The sequence below is a fragment of the Burkholderia sp. BCC0405 genome, assembly GCF_902833075.1.
Classification (GTDB): Bacteria; Pseudomonadota; Gammaproteobacteria; order Burkholderiales; family Burkholderiaceae; genus Burkholderia.
On the sequence record NZ_CADFEO010000005.1, the window covers coordinates 331,317 to 346,969 of the forward strand.

The 15,653-nt window shown below is 67.5% G+C and carries 13 protein-coding genes; 7 read left to right on the plus strand and 6 right to left on the minus strand.

The features are described 5' to 3' along the window. Window positions 1-9: 9 nt before the first annotated feature. Window positions 10-933, minus strand: coding sequence for a LysR substrate-binding domain-containing protein (locus HWX36_RS10905; protein WP_175952096.1), 924 nt, complete (start codon window positions 931-933; stop codon window positions 10-12). A 386-nt stretch (window positions 934-1,319) separates the two neighbouring features. Here HWX36_RS10905 and HWX36_RS10910 point away from each other — a divergent pair, with 386 nt between their 5' ends. Next, the gene (locus HWX36_RS10910) at window positions 1,320-2,741 is read left to right on the plus strand and encodes a cytosine permease (RefSeq protein ID WP_175952097.1); all 1,422 of its coding nucleotides are present in this window, start codon (window positions 1,320-1,322) and stop codon (window positions 2,739-2,741) included. Between the two features lie 132 nt (window positions 2,742-2,873). Here HWX36_RS10910 and HWX36_RS10915 read toward each other — a convergent pair whose 3' ends face one another. From HWX36_RS10915 to HWX36_RS10935, 5 genes are all read right to left on the minus strand, one after another. After that, window positions 2,874-5,153: an FdhF/YdeP family oxidoreductase gene (locus HWX36_RS10915; RefSeq protein ID WP_175952098.1), complete on the minus strand. Its 2,280-nt coding sequence runs from the start codon at window positions 5,151-5,153 to the stop codon at window positions 2,874-2,876. Window positions 5,154-5,278: 125 nt separating this feature from the next. After that, window positions 5,279-8,125, minus strand: a complete 2,847-nt coding sequence (locus tag HWX36_RS10920) for an AAA family ATPase (protein WP_175952099.1) — start codon at window positions 8,123-8,125, stop codon at window positions 5,279-5,281. 621 nt (window positions 8,126-8,746) lie between these two features. Beyond that, window positions 8,747-9,016, minus strand: coding sequence for a hypothetical protein (locus tag HWX36_RS10925; RefSeq protein WP_175952100.1), 270 nt, complete (start codon window positions 9,014-9,016; stop codon window positions 8,747-8,749). A gap of 104 nt (window positions 9,017-9,120) precedes the next feature. Next, the gene (locus HWX36_RS10930) at window positions 9,121-9,936 is read right to left on the minus strand and encodes a family 1 encapsulin nanocompartment shell protein (protein ID WP_175952101.1); all 816 of its coding nucleotides are present in this window, start codon (window positions 9,934-9,936) and stop codon (window positions 9,121-9,123) included. Window positions 9,937-10,527: 591 nt separating this feature from the next. After that, window positions 10,528-11,589 carry a Dyp-type peroxidase gene (locus tag HWX36_RS10935; protein ID WP_175952102.1) on the minus strand — a complete coding sequence of 354 codons (1,062 nt, stop codon included), beginning with the start codon at window positions 11,587-11,589 and terminating at the stop codon, window positions 10,528-10,530. A gap of 346 nt (window positions 11,590-11,935) precedes the next feature. Between HWX36_RS10935 and HWX36_RS10940 the strand changes: the two genes are divergently transcribed. The 6 genes from HWX36_RS10940 to HWX36_RS10965 all read left to right on the plus strand — a co-directional run bounded on the left by HWX36_RS10940 (window position 11,936) and on the right by HWX36_RS10965 (window position 15,631). Beyond that, window positions 11,936-12,304 (plus strand): LysR family transcriptional regulator, encoded by a 369-nt coding sequence (locus tag HWX36_RS10940; protein WP_175952103.1) that lies wholly within the window; start codon window positions 11,936-11,938, stop codon window positions 12,302-12,304. Next, a complete protein-coding gene (locus tag HWX36_RS10945) occupies window positions 12,301-12,750 on the plus strand; it encodes a phosphate-starvation-inducible PsiE family protein (RefSeq protein ID WP_175952104.1) in 450 nt (149 codons plus the stop codon). Before HWX36_RS10940 ends, HWX36_RS10945 begins: the two co-directional genes overlap by 4 nt. 57 nt (window positions 12,751-12,807) lie before the next feature. Continuing rightward, window positions 12,808-13,005, plus strand: coding sequence for a hypothetical protein (locus HWX36_RS10950; RefSeq protein WP_175952105.1), 198 nt, complete (start codon window positions 12,808-12,810; stop codon window positions 13,003-13,005). Between the two features lie 66 nt (window positions 13,006-13,071). Continuing rightward, window positions 13,072-13,527, plus strand: coding sequence for a DUF1269 domain-containing protein (locus HWX36_RS10955; RefSeq protein WP_175952106.1), 456 nt, complete (start codon window positions 13,072-13,074; stop codon window positions 13,525-13,527). A 34-nt stretch (window positions 13,528-13,561) separates the two neighbouring features. Then, entirely contained in the window at window positions 13,562-13,816 is a 255-nt protein-coding gene (locus HWX36_RS10960; protein ID WP_175952107.1) for a hypothetical protein, read from the plus strand. Window positions 13,817-14,206: 390 nt separating this feature from the next. Continuing rightward, complete coding sequence (locus HWX36_RS10965) at window positions 14,207-15,631, plus strand: PLP-dependent aminotransferase family protein (RefSeq protein ID WP_175952108.1); 1,425 nt, start codon at window positions 14,207-14,209, stop codon at window positions 15,629-15,631. The last annotated feature ends 22 nt before the right edge of the window (window positions 15,632-15,653 follow it).

A 15,653-nucleotide genomic window follows, 5' to 3' on the forward strand; every position in this document is an offset into this window, starting at 1 on the left:
TCCTGTTCCTTACCGCGCCGATTCCGCGACGATCCGCGCGAGCCGCTCGCGGCAGAAGTCGACGAACGACTGCGCCTGCTTCGTGAGTTGCCCGCGCTTCAGCCGCGCGCTCACGAGCCCCGACGGGCTCACCGTTTCGCTGAGGCCGATCGTCACGACCCGCTGGCCGTCGTACGTGTATTCGGAATGCGGGCGCGTGACGAGCAGCGAGAAGCCGAACCCCTGGCCGACCATCCCGCGCACCATCTCGATCGAAGGCGACCCGAACACGATGTTCGGCGTGAGCCCGAGTTCATGAAAGAGGCTGACGAAATACGTGCGGCTCGGCTGCACGTCGAGCAGGATCATCGGCTCGACACAGAGGTCGCGCAGCGATACGTGCGTCTGGCCCGCGAACCGGTGGTGCTCCGGCAGCAGCACGTAGGGCTGTTGCGGCGGCATCAGCGGCTCGGTCTCGATCGTGCCGTCGAGATCGTGGTCGTACATGAGCGCGAGATCGAACGTGCCGGACGTCAGGCCCTGCACGAGTTCCTGCTGGTCGCCGTCGCGCAGCCGGATGTTGACGCCCGGGTAGCGCTCGCGAAAGCCCGCGATCAGTTGCGGCAGATAGAGCGGCGCGACCGTCTCGAAGCAGCCGATGTCGATTTGCCCGGTGATCACGTCGTTGTCGGCAAGCGCGTTCTGTTCGAATTCGTGCGCGATGCGCAGCAGCTCCTGCGCTTTCCGGTAGAAGCGCGTGCCGCTCGGGGTCAACGACACGCCCTGCGCGTGATGGCGGATGAACAGCTTCACGCCGAAGCTCTCCTCCAGACCCTTGATCGCGCTGGAGATCGACGGCTGCGCGATGAAGAGCTGGCGCGAAGCCTCGGCGACGCTGCCCGATTCCACCGTCGTCACGAAGTATTTCAGCTGCCGCAAAGTGTAGTGAGCCACAAGCACCTCTGATGCACGGCCCCGGCGTGCCGCCGCGGGCGCAATCTGTCCATGGTTTTGCGTAGCACCTTACCCGAAAGCCTGCCGGCGCCGATATTTTCGCTGCAGAGCTTTTTCGTATGTCCCGGAAATATTTTTAGTATTTTCCGGCCGCGAGGGTCGTGGCGCACCATCGTCTCCAGCCTGGATCACGGCGAGGCCGCGCACGCACTGGCGGGACAAGGCATCCGTCCCCGCATGCGCATCGTCCGCTTCGTTCGACACCGCCGCGCGTGCAAGCGGTGCGGCGTCGCTCGCGTATCCGGACCCGATTGCAGGCGCGTACCCCAACGCGCGCCGGCTGACACGGCAAGCGCGCATCGCCGCGCAGGACAGGAGACCTCACCATGACGAACGTGGACCGCAACGCGTCCCCGATGATAGAGAAGCACACGATCGGCTACGTGCCGCCCGCGGAGCGCCACGGCAAGGTGCGCGACCTGTTTACGCTCTGGTTCGGCGGCAACATCGCGCCGCTGCCGATCGTGACCGGTGCGCTCGGCGTGCAGCTCTTCCACCTGAACCTGATGTGGGGCATCGTCGCGATCGTCGTCGGTCAGGCGGTCGGCGGCGTGCTGATGGCGCTGCATTCGGCGCAGGGGCCGCAGATGGGCATCCCGCAGATGATCCAGAGCCGCGCGCAGTTCGGTTCGTGGGGCGCGCTGCTCGTGACCGTGATCGCGGCCGTGATGTACGTCGGCTTCTTCGCATCGAACATCGTGCTTGCCGGCAAGTCGGTGCACGGCATCGCGTCGTCGGTGCCGGTGCCCGTCGGCATCGTGATCGGCGCGGTGGGCTCGGGGCTGATCGGCATCGTCGGCTACCGGTTCATCCATATCCTGAACCGGATCGGCACGTGGGTGCTCGGCATCGGGATCCTGGTCGGCTTCTGGATGATCCTCACGCACGTGAGCACCGACGATTTCCTGACGCGCGGCGGCTTCAACTTCGCCGGATGGCTCGCGACGGTGTCGCTGTCGGCGTTGTGGCAGATCGCGTTCGCGCCGTACGTGTCGGACTATTCGCGCTACCTGCCGGAAAACGTCGGCGTGGCGTCGACGTTCTGGGCGACCTATCTCGGCTGCACGATCGGCTCGACGCTTGCGTTCATCTTCGGCGCGGTCGCGGTGCTCGCGGTGCCGGCCGGCGCGGACGCGATGGATGCGGTCAAGCAGGCGACGGGCCCGCTCGGCCCGCTGATGCTCGTGCTGTTCCTGCTGAGCGTGATCAGCCACAACGCGCTGAACCTGTACGGCGCGGTGCTCGCGGTGATCACGTCGGTGCAGACGTTCGCGTACAAGTGGATTCCGACCGCCAGGGCGCGTGCGGTGGTGTCGGTCGTGATCTTCGTCGCGTGCTGCTACGCGGCGATAGGCGCGTCGACGAACTTCGTCGGCAATCTGGTGGATCTCGTGCTCGCGCTGCTCGTCGTGCTGGTACCGTGGACGGCGATCAACCTGATCGACTTCTACGTGATCCACAAGGGCAAGTACGACATCCAGTCGATCTTCATGGCCGATGGCGGGATCTACGGCCGTTTCAACCCGCAGGCGCTGCTCGCGTATGCGATCGGCATCCTCGTGCAGATTCCGTTCATGAACACGCCGATGTATGCGGGCCCGATTCCCGCGCATCTCGGCGGCGCGGACCTGTCGTGGCTCGTGGGGCTCGCGCTGACGTCGCCGCTGTACTACTGGCTCGCGACGCGCGACAGCGCGTATCGGCGCCGGCAGACGGGCGCGACGATGCCGCCGACGGCGGCGCGGTAAGCGGGGCGTTTTCGACGCGGGGAAGGAAGCGTCGGGCCGCCGCATCGGTGGCGGTGCGGCGGCCCGTGGAAGCGTTTCGGCATGACGAGGGCCGGCTCGCGGCCGGTGACGCGCCGCGAGCCGGCCCGCGCATCACACGACCGCCGAGCGCGCGACCCGCACCGGCACCGACTTGTACGACGGCGTGCCGCTTTCCTTGTCGATGTAGTCGAGCGGCACGAGCACGTTCGCTTCCGGGTAGTACGCGCCGACCGACCCCGGCGCGATGTCGTACTCGATCGCGGTGATCTTCTCGAGACGCAGCGTGCGGCCGGACGCGGTGATCGTTTCGATGTCGACGAGGTCGCCGTGTTCGAGCCCGTACTTCGCGAGATCCGCCGGGTTCATGAACAGCACGTCGCGCCGCCCGAACACGCCGCGATAGCGGTCGTCGAGCCCGTAGATCGTCGTGTTGTACTGGTCGTGGCTGCGCAGCGTGATCAGCCGCAGCACCTGCTCGGCGCCGAGCACGTCGGCATCCTCCTTCACGCCCTTGTAGACCGAGAACATCGCCTTGCCGGTCGGCGTCGGCCACACGCGCTCGGTGGGCGGCAGCGGCAGGCGGAAGCCGCCCGGCGTGCGGATGCGCTCGTTGAACGCCTCGAAGCCGGGCACCGTGCGGTCGATCAGGTCGCGGATGCGGTCGTAGTCGGCGATCAGGTCGAGCCATGCGACCTTGCTCGCGGGCAGCGTCGCATGCGCGATCCCCGCGACGATCGCAGGCTCCGAGCGCAACTGGTCGGACGCCGGCTTGAGCTTGCCGGCCGACGCGTGCACCATCGACATCGAATCCTCGACGGTGATCGACTGCCGGCCGGTGGCCTGCATGTCGAGCTCGGTGCGGCCGAGCACCGGCAGGATGAAGGTTTCCTTCGCGACCAGCAGGTGCGAGCGGTTCAGTTTGGTGCCGAGATGGACGCTCAGGTCGAGCTTCGCCATCGCCGGGAACGACTGCTCCGGATCGGGCAGCGCGACCGCGAAGTTGCCGCCGAGGCACAGCAGCGCCTTCGCGGTGCCGTCGATCATCGCCTGCATCGCCTGCACGGCGTCATGCCCGTGATGCGCGGGCGGCGTGAAGCCGCACACGTCCTCGATCTTCTTCAGGAACTCGGCCGACGGCTTCTCGGTGATGCCGACCGTGCGGTTGCCCTGGACGTTCGAATGGCCGCGCAGCGGGCACACGCCGGCGCCGGGCTTGCCGATGTTGCCGCGCATCAGCAGCAGGTCGGCGATCAGGCGCACGGTTGCCGTGCCCTTGTTGTGCTGCGTGACGCCCATCCCGTACGTGACGATCGTCGCGTTCGACTTGGCGTAGGCGAGCGCGACCTGTTCGAGCTGCGCCTGGCTGAGTCCGCTTGCGCGCTCGATGTCGTCCCACGACGTGGCGACGAGGTCGGCCGAGAACGCATCGAAGCCGTCGGTGTGCTGCGCGATGAAGTCGCGGTCGAGCACGTCGCCGCGTTCGGCTTCCAGCTGCAGCAGCGCCTTCATGATGCCCTTCAGCGCGGCCGCGTCGCCGCCGGCGTCGACCTGGTAGTACGTCGACGCGATCCGCGTCGAGCCGAACGACGCCATCTCGATCATGTCCTGCGGATCGGCGAAGCGTTCGAGCGCGCGCTCGCGCAGCGGGTTGAACACGATGATCGGCACGTTGCGCCGGGAGCACTCGTGCAGCGTGCCCATCATCCGCGGGTGGTTCGTGCCGGGGTTGTGGCCGATCGAGATGATCAGCTCGCAGTGGTCGAAGTCCTCCAGCGATACGGTGCCCTTGCCGATGCCGATCGACTGCGGCAGGCCGACGCTGGTCGGCTCGTGGCACATGTTCGAGCAGTCGGGGAAGTTGTTGGTGCCGAGCTCGCGCGCGAACAGCTGGTACAGGTACGCGGCTTCGTTCGATGCGCGGCCGGACGTGTAGAACTCGACCTGGTCGGGCGGCAGCGCGCGCAGCACTTCACCGATGCGCGCGAACGCATCGTCCCATTCGATCGCACGGAACGTGTCGGTCGCGCGATCGTAGACGAGCGGATGCGTGAGCCGGCCCATGTTCTCCAGCTCGTAGTCCGACATGCGCAGCAGCGACGACACGGTGTTCGCCGCGAAGAACTCGGGCGTCACGCGCTTGGTCGTCGCTTCCCACGTGACGGCCTTCGCGCCGTTCTCGCAGAACTGGAACGTCGACTTGTGTTCCTTGTCGGGCCACGCACAGCCGGGGCAGTCGAAGCCGTCGGGCTGGTTGGTCCGCATCAGCACGATCGGCGCCTCGATGGTTTCCATCTGCGTGCGCACCGCATCGGCTGTCGCGCGAAGCGCGCCCCAACCACCTGCGGGCCCGTCGTACTTCCTGATGCCTGGCACTTCGCGTCGATTTGTCATGTGAATCTCCATCAGCCGGTCCCGATGCGGGCGGCTCGGTTTGCGCCGTGTCGCGGCGTGGGGCGGCTCCGTCCGGCGGACGGAGCCGGTCATGCGTGCTCCGGGCGTGCGGGGCTCGCGGGGTTTCAGTGCGCGTCCTTCTTCGCGCCGGACGACTTCTTGCCGGACGGTTTCGCGGCGGGTGCGGGCGGCGGCGCGTCGGCAGGCGTGTCGCCCGTCTTCGCATCGTCGCCTGCCTTGGCCGCCTTGCCGTTCGGTTTCGCGTTGCCGCCAGCGTCCTTGGCGTCCTTCGTGTCCTTCGCTTCCGGCGCGGCGAGGGTGTTGAACTTCACTTCGTCGCTGTCCTTGTCGTAGTCGACTTCGACGCGGTCGCCGGACTTCAGCCGATCGGCGAGGATCTCCTTCGCGAGCTTGGTCTCGATGGTCTGGCGGATCTGGCGCTTCAGCTCGCGTGCGCCGAACTCCGGCTGGTAGCCGGCTTCGGTCAGGTGCTCGACGAGCGCATCGCCCATCACGAGCGTGATGTCCTGCGCGGCGGCCGTGCGCACCACACGGTCGAGCTGGATCTGCACGATCGCGCGGATGTTCTCCTTCGACAGCGCATGGAAGACGATCACCTCGTCGATCCGGTTCAGGAACTCGGGGCGGAAATGGCCCTTCAGCACCTGCATCAGCTCCCCGCGGATCGCCTTGTCGGTCTTGCGCGCGGCTTCCGGCTGCGTGAGGTTGTCCATGATGATCGCGGCGCCGAGGTTGCTCGTCGCGATGATGATCGTGTTGCTGAAGTGGACCACGCGGCCCTTGCCGTCGGTCAGGCGGCCGTCGTCGAACACCTGCAGCAGCACGTTGTAGACGTCCGGATGCGCCTTCTCGATCTCGTCGAGCAGGATCACGCTGTACGGGCGGCGCCGCACGCGTTCGGTGAGCTGGCCGCCTTCGTCGTAGCCGACGTAGCCGGGCGGCGCGCCGATCAGCCGCGCGACCGCGTGCCGCTCCATGTACTCGGACATGTCGATGCGGATGATCGCCTGCTCGTCGCCGAACACGGTCTCGGCGAGCGCCTTCGCGAGCTCGGTCTTGCCGACGCCCGTCGGCCCGAGGAACAGGAACGTCGCGATCGGCCGGTGCGTCTGGCCGAGCCCCGCGCGCGACAGCCGCACCGCATCGCTGACGGCGACCACCGCATCGCTCTGACCGACCACGCGCTCGCGCAGCTGCTCCTCCATCTTCAGCAGCTTCTGGCGTTCTTCCTGCGTGAGTTCGGACACGGGAATGCCGGTCAGCCGCGACACGACCTCGGCGACCGATTCGACCGTCACCTCCAGCGTCTCGGAGCCGGTCTTGCGCTGCCACGCCTCCATCTTTTCATCGACCGTTTTCTGCTTCGCGTTGATCTGCTCCTCGAACTGCTTCGCTTCGTCGAAGCGCTTGCGCGACGTTGCGTAGTCCTGCTCGCGCTTGAGCTGCGCGATCTGCGCTTCGCCTTCCTGGATGTCGGCCGGGCGCGACGTGGCGCCGATCCGCACGCGCGCGGCGGCCTGGTCGATCAGGTCGATCGCCTTGTCGGGGAGGAAGCGCGACGTGATGTAGCGATCGGCGAATTCCGCGGCCGCGACGAATGCGTCGTCGGCGAACGTCACCTGGTGGTGCGCCTCGAGGCTGTCGCGCAGCCCGCGCAGGATCACGATCGTCTGCTCGACGCTCGGCTCCGGCACGAACACCGGCTGGAAGCGCCGTTCGAGCGCGGCGTCCTTCTCGATGTACTTCTGGTATTCGTTGAGCGTCGTCGCGCCGATCAGGCTCAGCTCGCCGCGCGCAAGCGCGGGCTTCAGCACGTTCGCGATATCGAGGCCGCCTTCGCCGCCGCCCTGGCCGGCGCCGACGATCGTGTGCAGCTCGTCGATGAACAGGATCAGTTCGTCCTGCTTCGCAGTGACTTCGTCGATCAGCTGCTTCGCGCGCTCCTCGAATTCGCCGCGATACTTCGCGCCGGCCACCATCGAGTTGATGTTGACTTCGACGAGCCGCTTGTCGCGCAGCACCTCGGGCACGTCGCCGTTGACGATCCGCTGCGCGAGCCCTTCGACGATCGCCGTCTTGCCGACGCCCGGCTCGCCGATCAGCACCGGGTTGTTCTTCTTGCGGCGCGCGAGCACCTCGATCGTGCTCTCGATTTCCTGCGCGCGGCCGAGCACCGGGTCGAGCTTGCCCTGGCGCGCGATCGCGGTGAGGTCGCGGCCGAACTTGTCGAGGTTCGGCGTGCCGGTCGGCGCGTCGACGCGGCCGTCTTCCGCGCCTTTGCCGACCACCTTCACGACTTTCTGGCGCAGCGCCTCGGGTGTCACGCCGTATTTCTTCAGCAGCGTGCCGGCGATGCTGTCCGGCACCGAAGCGAGCCCGATCAGCAGGTGCTCGGGGCCGATGTACGAGTGGCCGAGATCGCGCGACGCCTGGAACGCGTACTGCACGGCTTTCTTCACGCGCGGCGAGATCGACAGCTTGTCGAGCGGCGCATCGGGGGCGGCCGTGCCGGTGTGCGCATGCTCGTCGATGTACGACCGGATGTCCTGCGGCGACAGCTTCAGCTCCTTCAGCAGCGCGGCGCACACGTCGGTGTCCGCGAGCGCGTAAAGCAGGTGTTCGGAATCGAGCTCGCTGCGGCGCAGCTCGTGCGCCTTCTCGGCCGCGCGCTGCAGCAGCTCCAGCGTCTGCTCGCTGAATGCGTCGGTCGGATCGACCGATTCGCGCGGCACCTCGGCGGCGAGCTGCGCTTCGTCGTCGAGCCCGCCGAACAGCGACGATGAGCCGCCACCGCCCAGCAGCGAATCGAACGGGTTCAGCATGCTCTGATGCCGCATCAGCTGGCGGAAGTGGTAGTCGCAGATCGAGATCGTCTTGCGCTCGCCGTACTGCATCACGGTTGCGCGCGCGACGGCCGGCCGGGCGTGACAGATATCGCAAAGTGCGGGCATGGTGGTCTGGCTCCTGTCGGTGAAAGTGAGTCGAAGGGTGACGTCCCGATGCGGTGCGGCGCTTGGGCGCATTCCGACCGCGAACGCACGACGCGCGGCACGGCGGCGCGCGGGCGGCGCCGGTGCTGTCACGCAGCGCGCGCCGGCGTCGTGCACGGTCGCGGTCAGGGCGGCAAGCGTGCGTGCCGGGTGGAGCCCACGGCATCGCTTCGACTGCGTTCAAAATAGCGAATCGGCGCAGGCCATCCAAGACACAGTTCCGCAGCGGCCCGGCCGCGAATTGCACCCTCGCATGCGCGCGTGCCCGGGCGGCAAGGAGTACAGACGGGCGGGTGCGCGGCGGCACGGGCGTGCGCGGCGGACGCAGCGTGAGATGGTAGGACGCGGGAGCGGGCTGGGCGCGATCGGATCGCGGTGCGGCATCGGCGCGCAGGGCGCCGGTTGCCGGTGGGGAGGCGGCGATGCGGGAGGGCGTGCGCGGCGCAAGCGCCGCAGCGTAGGTGTGCCGCGACCGGCCAAGCGCAACCCCGCACGCACCGCAGACGATGCGTGTGTGGCGGCCGGAGGCGAGGGCAGGTTGCACGGTCCGGGCGGACACGGCGCAACCGTGGCGTGCCGTGGTCAGTCCGGGAGTGTCATCGCCAGCCGTTGCCGGGCGATCCGCTTCACGTCCGTCGACAGTGCCGCATCCGTCAGGCCATTGGCCCAGACGGAGAACGAATCCTCGATCAGGTTGCGCGTGTCGGGCGGCAACTCCGCCAGGACCAGCGACAAGACGGTGAACAGCACGGCGGTGTCGCCGGCCTGGCTGCTCGCGTTCGCATCGACCGCCTGCTTCAGGTGGTCGACCGACGCCTGCAGCGCCTGCAATGCCTCATTCGACTCGCTCATCACACACTCCATGCAAGATGGGTTTGATCGGCGACGAACATGCGGCCGGCGGTGCGGCCGCTCGCGCGCGACGCCCGGCGGGCATCGCGCGCAGGCAACCGCGGTCAGGCCGCCGTGTTGCCCTGCGGCGCCACGGCCACCGATGCTTCGCTCGTGAGCATCAGGAACGTGAACGTCTCGCGCAGGTACAGGCGGACGACCTTGTCGGTATGACTCGTGTAGCCGATCGATACGTCTTCCCCGAGGTGCAGCTCGTAATCGCCGCCGCGCGTGGACAGCACGCAGCCGCCGCTGATCGCCGGCGCCCAGATGATCTCGCCGCTGACGATCCGCTTGATATGGCCGAGGACCGGATAGCCCTGGTCGCGTGCTTCGCTGAGCGCCGTGTATGCATCCGAGCCGAGCACGACCGAGTACGGGCCGTCGACGCCGGCAAGCCGCAGCGCCTCGAGCGCGTCGCTGATCGCGTCGGGGTAGGCGCCGACGTCCGCCGGCAGCGTGAGCTTGCGGTTCGACGTGCCTTCGCGGATGCCGACGATGCCGGCTGCCTGGTAGCCGTCGAAAATCGCGTTGTCCTCGGCGAACGCGAGCCGCTGCGCGGCGTCCTTCGCCGGTTGCCAGTCGGCGTCGCGCGCGCCGCGCTCGACGCTGTCGATCGCATCGCGGCTCAGCTCGAACGGCACCGTCAGTTCGACGATCGTGCGGACTTCGCGCAGCCGCGCATTCACCAGCTCGCGCGGCGCGGTGACCTCGACGAGATGCCCGGTGCCGACGGCCGACAGCTCGGGGCCTTCGGGGCCGTCGACGTCGACGACGCGGCGGCCGGCCACCGATCGTTTGAAGGTGCGTGCCACTTCCTCCTCGATTTGTTCCCAGGCGGAAGACGAGATCGGGGCGAGTTCGCGGTGCAGGTTGTTCATGGGTTCTGGTTGCCTCACGTCAGCGAAAACACTTCATGGCGGGCCGATCGGCTGACGGACTGCGCCTGATGCCAGGCATGCCGATCGCGGGTGAAAAAGCATATTAGCAGGCTCGATCGACACCGCTGCAGCACAAATCGAAACGACACCGTGCGGTGGCGCAACTGTTATGCAGTTCGCGTGCGGGGAGAGGGGGCGGGCGCGTGCGGCATGCCGCGACTGGGTTGCGATACCCGGGTGCTTGCCGTCGCTCGCGCCGCCCGGGCCGCGCTCGATAACGCGCCGAACCACTTGCTCTCGGCGGCGCATCGCGCATTCTTGCGAACATTCTTCCGGCAAGGTTTCCGGAAGCCGGGGCCACGCCCGGATGAATCATAGACGCAGCCTATTGAAGCTTCACAACACGTGGAGGCCGTTCATGGCACTACGACTCGTCTCGCCCGAAGACAAATACATGCTGAAGACGGGCGCAGTGGCGGGGCGGAGCGTCGGCCACTGCGCCGCGCCGCGCGCGCCCCGTTCGACTGAACCGCGGCCGTTCCGGGCACGTCCGGCGCGGGTTGCGCGCCGGACTGCCGTTGGCGCGTTGCCTTACGACGGCACGCCTTTCAGCGAGCCGATTTTCAGCGAGCCGTCGCGATGCGGCGCGGACGAAGCGGGCTCCGGCACCGCGGCTTCCGCGGCCGGCGCGGCGCGATCGGCGAGCGCCTCGAGCAGGTCGGCGGACGGCACGAAGAACAGCGAGCCGGTGACGGCGCGGCTGTAGTCGAGCAGGCGGTCGTAGTTGCCGGGCGGGCGGCCGACGAACATGTTCTCGAGCATCTGCTCGATCGGCGCCGGCGAGCGCGCGTAGCCGATGAAGTAGGTGCCGAATTCGCCCGCGCCCGGGCGCCCGAACGGCATGTTGTCGCGCAGGATCTTCACTTCCTGGCCGTTCTCGTCGAGCGTGGTCAGCGAGCTGTGCGAGCACGACGGCTTCACGTCCGGCGCGAGCTCGATGTCGGACAATTTGGTGCGGCCGATGATGCGCTCCTGCGTCTCGACCGCGAGCGCATTCCAGCCGGCCATGTCGTGCAGGTACTTCTGCACGATCACGTAGCTGCCGCCCGTGAATTCCGCGTCTTCGTCGCCGATCACCGTGAAATCGACCGCCTCGCGGCCTTCCGGGTTCTCGGTGCCGTCAACGAAACCGATCATTGCGCGCTGGTCGAAATTGCGGAAGCCGTGCACCTCGTCGACGACCGTGACGGCATCGCCGAGCGCGCCGAGCAGTTGCGTCGCGAGTTCGAAGCACAGGTCCATCGCTTCCGCGCGAATGTGCAACAGGATGTCGCCCGGCGTCGCGACCGCGACGCGCTGCCCCGCACCGAATTCGCGGAACGGATGCAGCGCGGCGGGGCGCGGGTTGCCGAACAGCGCATCCCATGCGTCGGCGCCGAAGCCGCACACGCAGGTGAGGTTGCCGCCCGGCACGCGCTTGCCGACCGAGCGCACGAGCGCGGCGATGTCGCCGCACCATGAACGGATCGTGGCGGCGTGATCGGCGCCGGGGTTGATCGTCGCCACGAGGAAGATCGCGCTGCGCGTGATCGTGCTGTGAACGGCCTGGGAAAGCGGGGGAGGTGTCTGCATCGTGGCTTGCCGGTCAGTCATGTCGGGACGGAAGTGCCGTGGCGCGCGAAGGCGAACGGTTGAACTGTGTCATGCGGATGAACGACATTGCGCGGGCATCGCGCAACGGGCCGCAGCGGTGGCGGCCGGCCGCACGGCGCGTGACCGGCCCGCACCGCGTAACGTCGTCGAGCAAGCAATCTAGCAGCTTCGGCCAGTCTTTGGAACACGTATCGCCAAACTGTCATGCGAATACGTCAAACAGGGCCGGATTTCGGGCGGCGCACGCGCAGCTGTACTCCTGGCGCATGTGGCGCTGTGCTCTTGAGCGTGCGTGCCGCGTGCAGTAGATTAGGTCCCGCTGCGCCCGCCGACGAGGAGCGTCATCATGAACCTGCTGGAAGCGATGCATGTGTATGTCGCGGTGGTCGAGCATGGCGGCCTGTCCGGTGCGGCGTCCGAACTGCAGCTCGACGAAGCGCAGGTGAGCGAACGGATCGACGGTCTCGAGCGGTATCTCGGCTGCCGCCTGCTGCTGTGCCGCGACCGCGACGACGTCGCCTGCACCGACGCGGGCGATGCGTTCCACGTGTGCTGCCGCCGGACGCTATCGGCGGTCGAGCAGGCGATCGGCGCGGCCGGCGCACACGCGCCGGATAGGCCCGACGCGCACGATACCGTGCCTGCCGCGCCGCGCGACACGACGTCCCCGCCGCCCGGCGCCGTTCCAGCCTCATCACCGCGACTGTCACCTTGAATACGTCCACTCTTTCCTGCTCGCCGGCCGAGCGCATTCGCCGCCGCTTCGGCCATTTCCTTCACGCGGCCGAACTGGCCGGGCTGATCGTGATCGGGCTCGCGACCGCGTTCGCGATGACGCAGGAGGCGTGGAAGGTCGTGCTCGCGGGCGAGGTGTCGCTGACCGACCTGCTGCTGATGTTCCTGTATCTGGAAGTGCTCGCGATGGACGTGCGCTACCTGCGGCTCGGCCGGTTGCCCGTGCGGTTTCCGTTGTTCATTGCGATGACGTCGCTCGCGCGCGACCTGATCCTGCGCGGTGCAACCGACAGCCCCGAGCGGATGTTGATGACGACGTTCGGGATCGTGCTGCTCGCGGTGGGCGTGCTGATCCTGAGTTTCGGCCAGCACCGCTTCCCGGCCGACGTCGACGATGTCGAGGACGATGCACATGTGCGCAGGTGAAGCGCGGGCGGCGGCCCGCCTGCATTTTCCCTGTTCCTGCAAGAAAGAGGAGGCCGGATGACCAAGTATGTCGACGCAACGAAACACGCGATCGAACTGCAGCACGCGGCGTCGCACGCCTACCGGCTGGCGCGCGACACGCGCGATGCCGATCCGGCGCTCGCACGCGCGCCTTTCGTCGCCAGGCTGCAGCGGGCGGCTGCGCATGCCTATGCCGATGCGGCGCGGGCACGCGCGGCGGCCACCGGCATCTGAAGCGAACCCCGGCGTGCCGCATGCGGTGCGGCCTGCCACTGACCATCCAAGCAAGCGAGGTGTCGAATGACCCAGCAACTGATCGTCGCCGTGTTCGGCAGCGTCGACACGGCCCGCCAGGCCGCGAACGATTTCGAGGCGCTGTCGGAGAAGAACGAAGGATTCCACATCGAGAACGGCGTCGTCGTCGAGAAGGACGCGACCGGCAAGCTCGCGGTACTGCATGCCGAATCGCGGCCGTTCAAGGGCGGCGTGATCGGCGCGATCGCAGGCGGTTTGCTCGGCCTGCTCGCCGGGCCGCTCGGCGTGGTCACCGGCATGGCGGCCGGCGCGGGGGCCGGCGTGCTCGCGCAAGCGGCCGGCAATGCGCTGCTCGACGGCACGTTCGTCGAGACGATTGCGGCGCGGCTCGTGCCCGGCAGTGTCGCGATCATCCTGGAAGCGAAGGAGGACACGCCGTTCTCGGTCGACAACGTCGTGACGGGATTCGGCGGCAAGGTATTCCGCCAGACGCTCGATTGAGCGTGTCGTTGCCGAACCGCAAAGGGAGAACCGCATGCGCATCGATCAATCGTACCGGCGCTTCGACATCGCGGCGACGCTGTCGCCGCTGCCCGGCAACCGCAACCGCGCGATCGCGATCGTCGATGTGACGACCGACGATCCGGCCCGCATCGCCGATCTCGGCACCGGGCAATTCCTGCAGATCCGCCAGTGGGTCGAGTCGAACGACGCCGCATCGCTGACGGTGGTGTTCGACGCGTGCAAGGTCGCGATCGATCACTACGCGGATAACGTCGACGACGCTTGAGTGAACGTGAGGCCCGCGCATGACCGGGCCTCGCGTGATCGCTGCCCGACGGTCAGCGGCAAGCCGCGATGACGCGCGCCGGCACCGCGCCCGGCGAACGGTTGCCGCGCAATCGCGCGGGGCCGCGCCGTCGCGTTCGAATCTGTTCACCACGCCGGCCGGATTTCGCGTTTCCTCGCCAAACTGTCACTTACATTCGTCGAAATGACGCAGTAGGATGCCGAACCTTGTCTTGATGAGATTCGCATTGCTATCCGCCTTCAATTTCGATAACGGACGAGGTTCGCACCGGGACGCCCGCGCCCGGGCCCGGCTATCCGGCTTCGCGCACCGGCGCGGCCATCCCGCCCGTGCATCGCAGGCCGGTTCACCGCTGGCGGGGCGAGGCGGATGAAGCTCTACGAGAAATTTGCAAACGACATAGAGAGACTCATCCGGCAAGGGGTATATCGACACGGCGATCGTGTGCCGTCGGTGCGGCAGGCAAGCCAGCAGCACCGGATCAGCATCACGACCGTGCTGCACGCGTATCTGCTGCTGGAAAGCCGCGGGTTGCTCGAAAGCCGGCCGCAGTCGGGCTATTTCGTGAACCTGCGGCGCGACGACAACCATGCGCCGGTGCGCGAGCTGCGGCCGTCGAAGCCGATCGCGATCTCGTCGTCGGTCGACGTGAGCCGGCTGGTGCTGTCGACGCTGCGCGCGATCGGCGCTGACGACGCGGTGCCGCTCGGCTCGCCGTATCCGGACCCGAGCCTGTTCCCGTTCGAGAAGCTGAACCGCTACGCATATGCGGCTGGCCGCGACAAGTCGCTGTGGGGCGTGACGGACGGGCTGCCGCCGGGGCATCCGCGGCTGATCCGGCAGATTGCGCGTCGCTACCTGGAAAACGGGATGTCGGTGGACCCGAACGAGATCATCGTGACGGTCGGCGCGACGGAGGCGATCAACCTGTGCCTGCAGGCCGTCGCGAAGCCAGGCGACACGATCGCGGTGGAATCGCCGACGTTCTATGCGATGCTGCACGCGATCGAGCGGATGGGGATGAAGGCGATCGAGGTGGCGACGCATCCGGAATACGGGATCGACATCGCGGCGCTGGCCGCGATTGCGAAGTCGCAGCCGATCGCCGCCTGCATGGTGATGCCGAACTTCCAGAACCCGCTCGGCTTCCAGATGCCGGACGAGCGCAAGCGCGAGCTGGTCGAGTTCGCCGCGAAGGCCGACCTGCCGATCATCGAGAATGGCGTGTACAACGAACTGTACTTCGGCAACATGCATCCGAGCACGCTGAAGTCGTTCGACCGCCACGACATCGTGCTGCATTGCGCGTCGTTCTCGAAGAGCCTGACGGCTGCGTACCGGATCGGCTGGGCGCTGCCGGGCCGCTATCGCGAGCAGGTCGAGAAGCTGAAATTCCTGAACACGCTCGCGACGCCGTCGCTGCCGCAGCTCGCGATCGCGGAGTTTCTCGAACGCGACGGCTACGAGCATCACCTGAGGCGGATTCGCAAGGCATATGCGCAGCAGGCGAACCTGATGCGTACGATGGTGTCGCGGTTCTTCCCGGAAGGCACGCGCATCTCGAGCCCGGCCGGCGGGTACGTGCTGTGGGTCGAGCTGCCCGCGCAGGTCGATGCGATGCGGCTGTACCAGCTCGCGCTGGAGCAGGGGATCACGATCGGGCCCGGCTACATGTTCTCGATCACGGACAGCTACCGGAACTTCATCCGGCTGAACTACAGCAGCCCGTGGTCGCCGGGGATCGAGCAGGCGGTGATCATGGTCGGCAAGCTCGCCGCCCACTGCCTCGACTGAACGGTTCGCCATGAGCCGCGTG

Excerpts from the sequence above, each read along its gene's own strand:
- HWX36_RS10910 (WP_175952097.1), top strand. The coding sequence starts at position 1,320 with ATGACGAACGTGGACCGCAACGCGTCCCCGATGATAGAGAAGCACACG.
- HWX36_RS10915 (WP_175952098.1), bottom strand. The coding sequence starts at position 5,153 with ATGACAAATCGACGCGAAGTGCCAGGCATCAGGAAGTACGACGGGCCC.
- HWX36_RS10920 (WP_175952099.1), bottom strand. The coding sequence starts at position 8,125 with ATGCCCGCACTTTGCGATATCTGTCACGCCCGGCCGGCCGTCGCGCGC.
- HWX36_RS10925 (WP_175952100.1), bottom strand. The coding sequence starts at position 9,016 with ATGAGCGAGTCGAATGAGGCATTGCAGGCGCTGCAGGCGTCGGTCGAC.
- HWX36_RS10930 (WP_175952101.1), bottom strand. The coding sequence starts at position 9,936 with ATGAACAACCTGCACCGCGAACTCGCCCCGATCTCGTCTTCCGCCTGG.
- HWX36_RS10935 (WP_175952102.1), bottom strand. The coding sequence starts at position 11,589 with ATGACTGACCGGCAAGCCACGATGCAGACACCTCCCCCGCTTTCCCAG.
- HWX36_RS10940 (WP_175952103.1), top strand. The coding sequence starts at position 11,936 with ATGAACCTGCTGGAAGCGATGCATGTGTATGTCGCGGTGGTCGAGCAT.
- HWX36_RS10950 (WP_175952105.1), top strand. The coding sequence starts at position 12,808 with ATGACCAAGTATGTCGACGCAACGAAACACGCGATCGAACTGCAGCAC.
- HWX36_RS10955 (WP_175952106.1), top strand. The coding sequence starts at position 13,072 with ATGACCCAGCAACTGATCGTCGCCGTGTTCGGCAGCGTCGACACGGCC.
- HWX36_RS10960 (WP_175952107.1), top strand. The coding sequence starts at position 13,562 with ATGCGCATCGATCAATCGTACCGGCGCTTCGACATCGCGGCGACGCTG.
- HWX36_RS10965 (WP_175952108.1), top strand. The coding sequence starts at position 14,207 with ATGAAGCTCTACGAGAAATTTGCAAACGACATAGAGAGACTCATCCGG.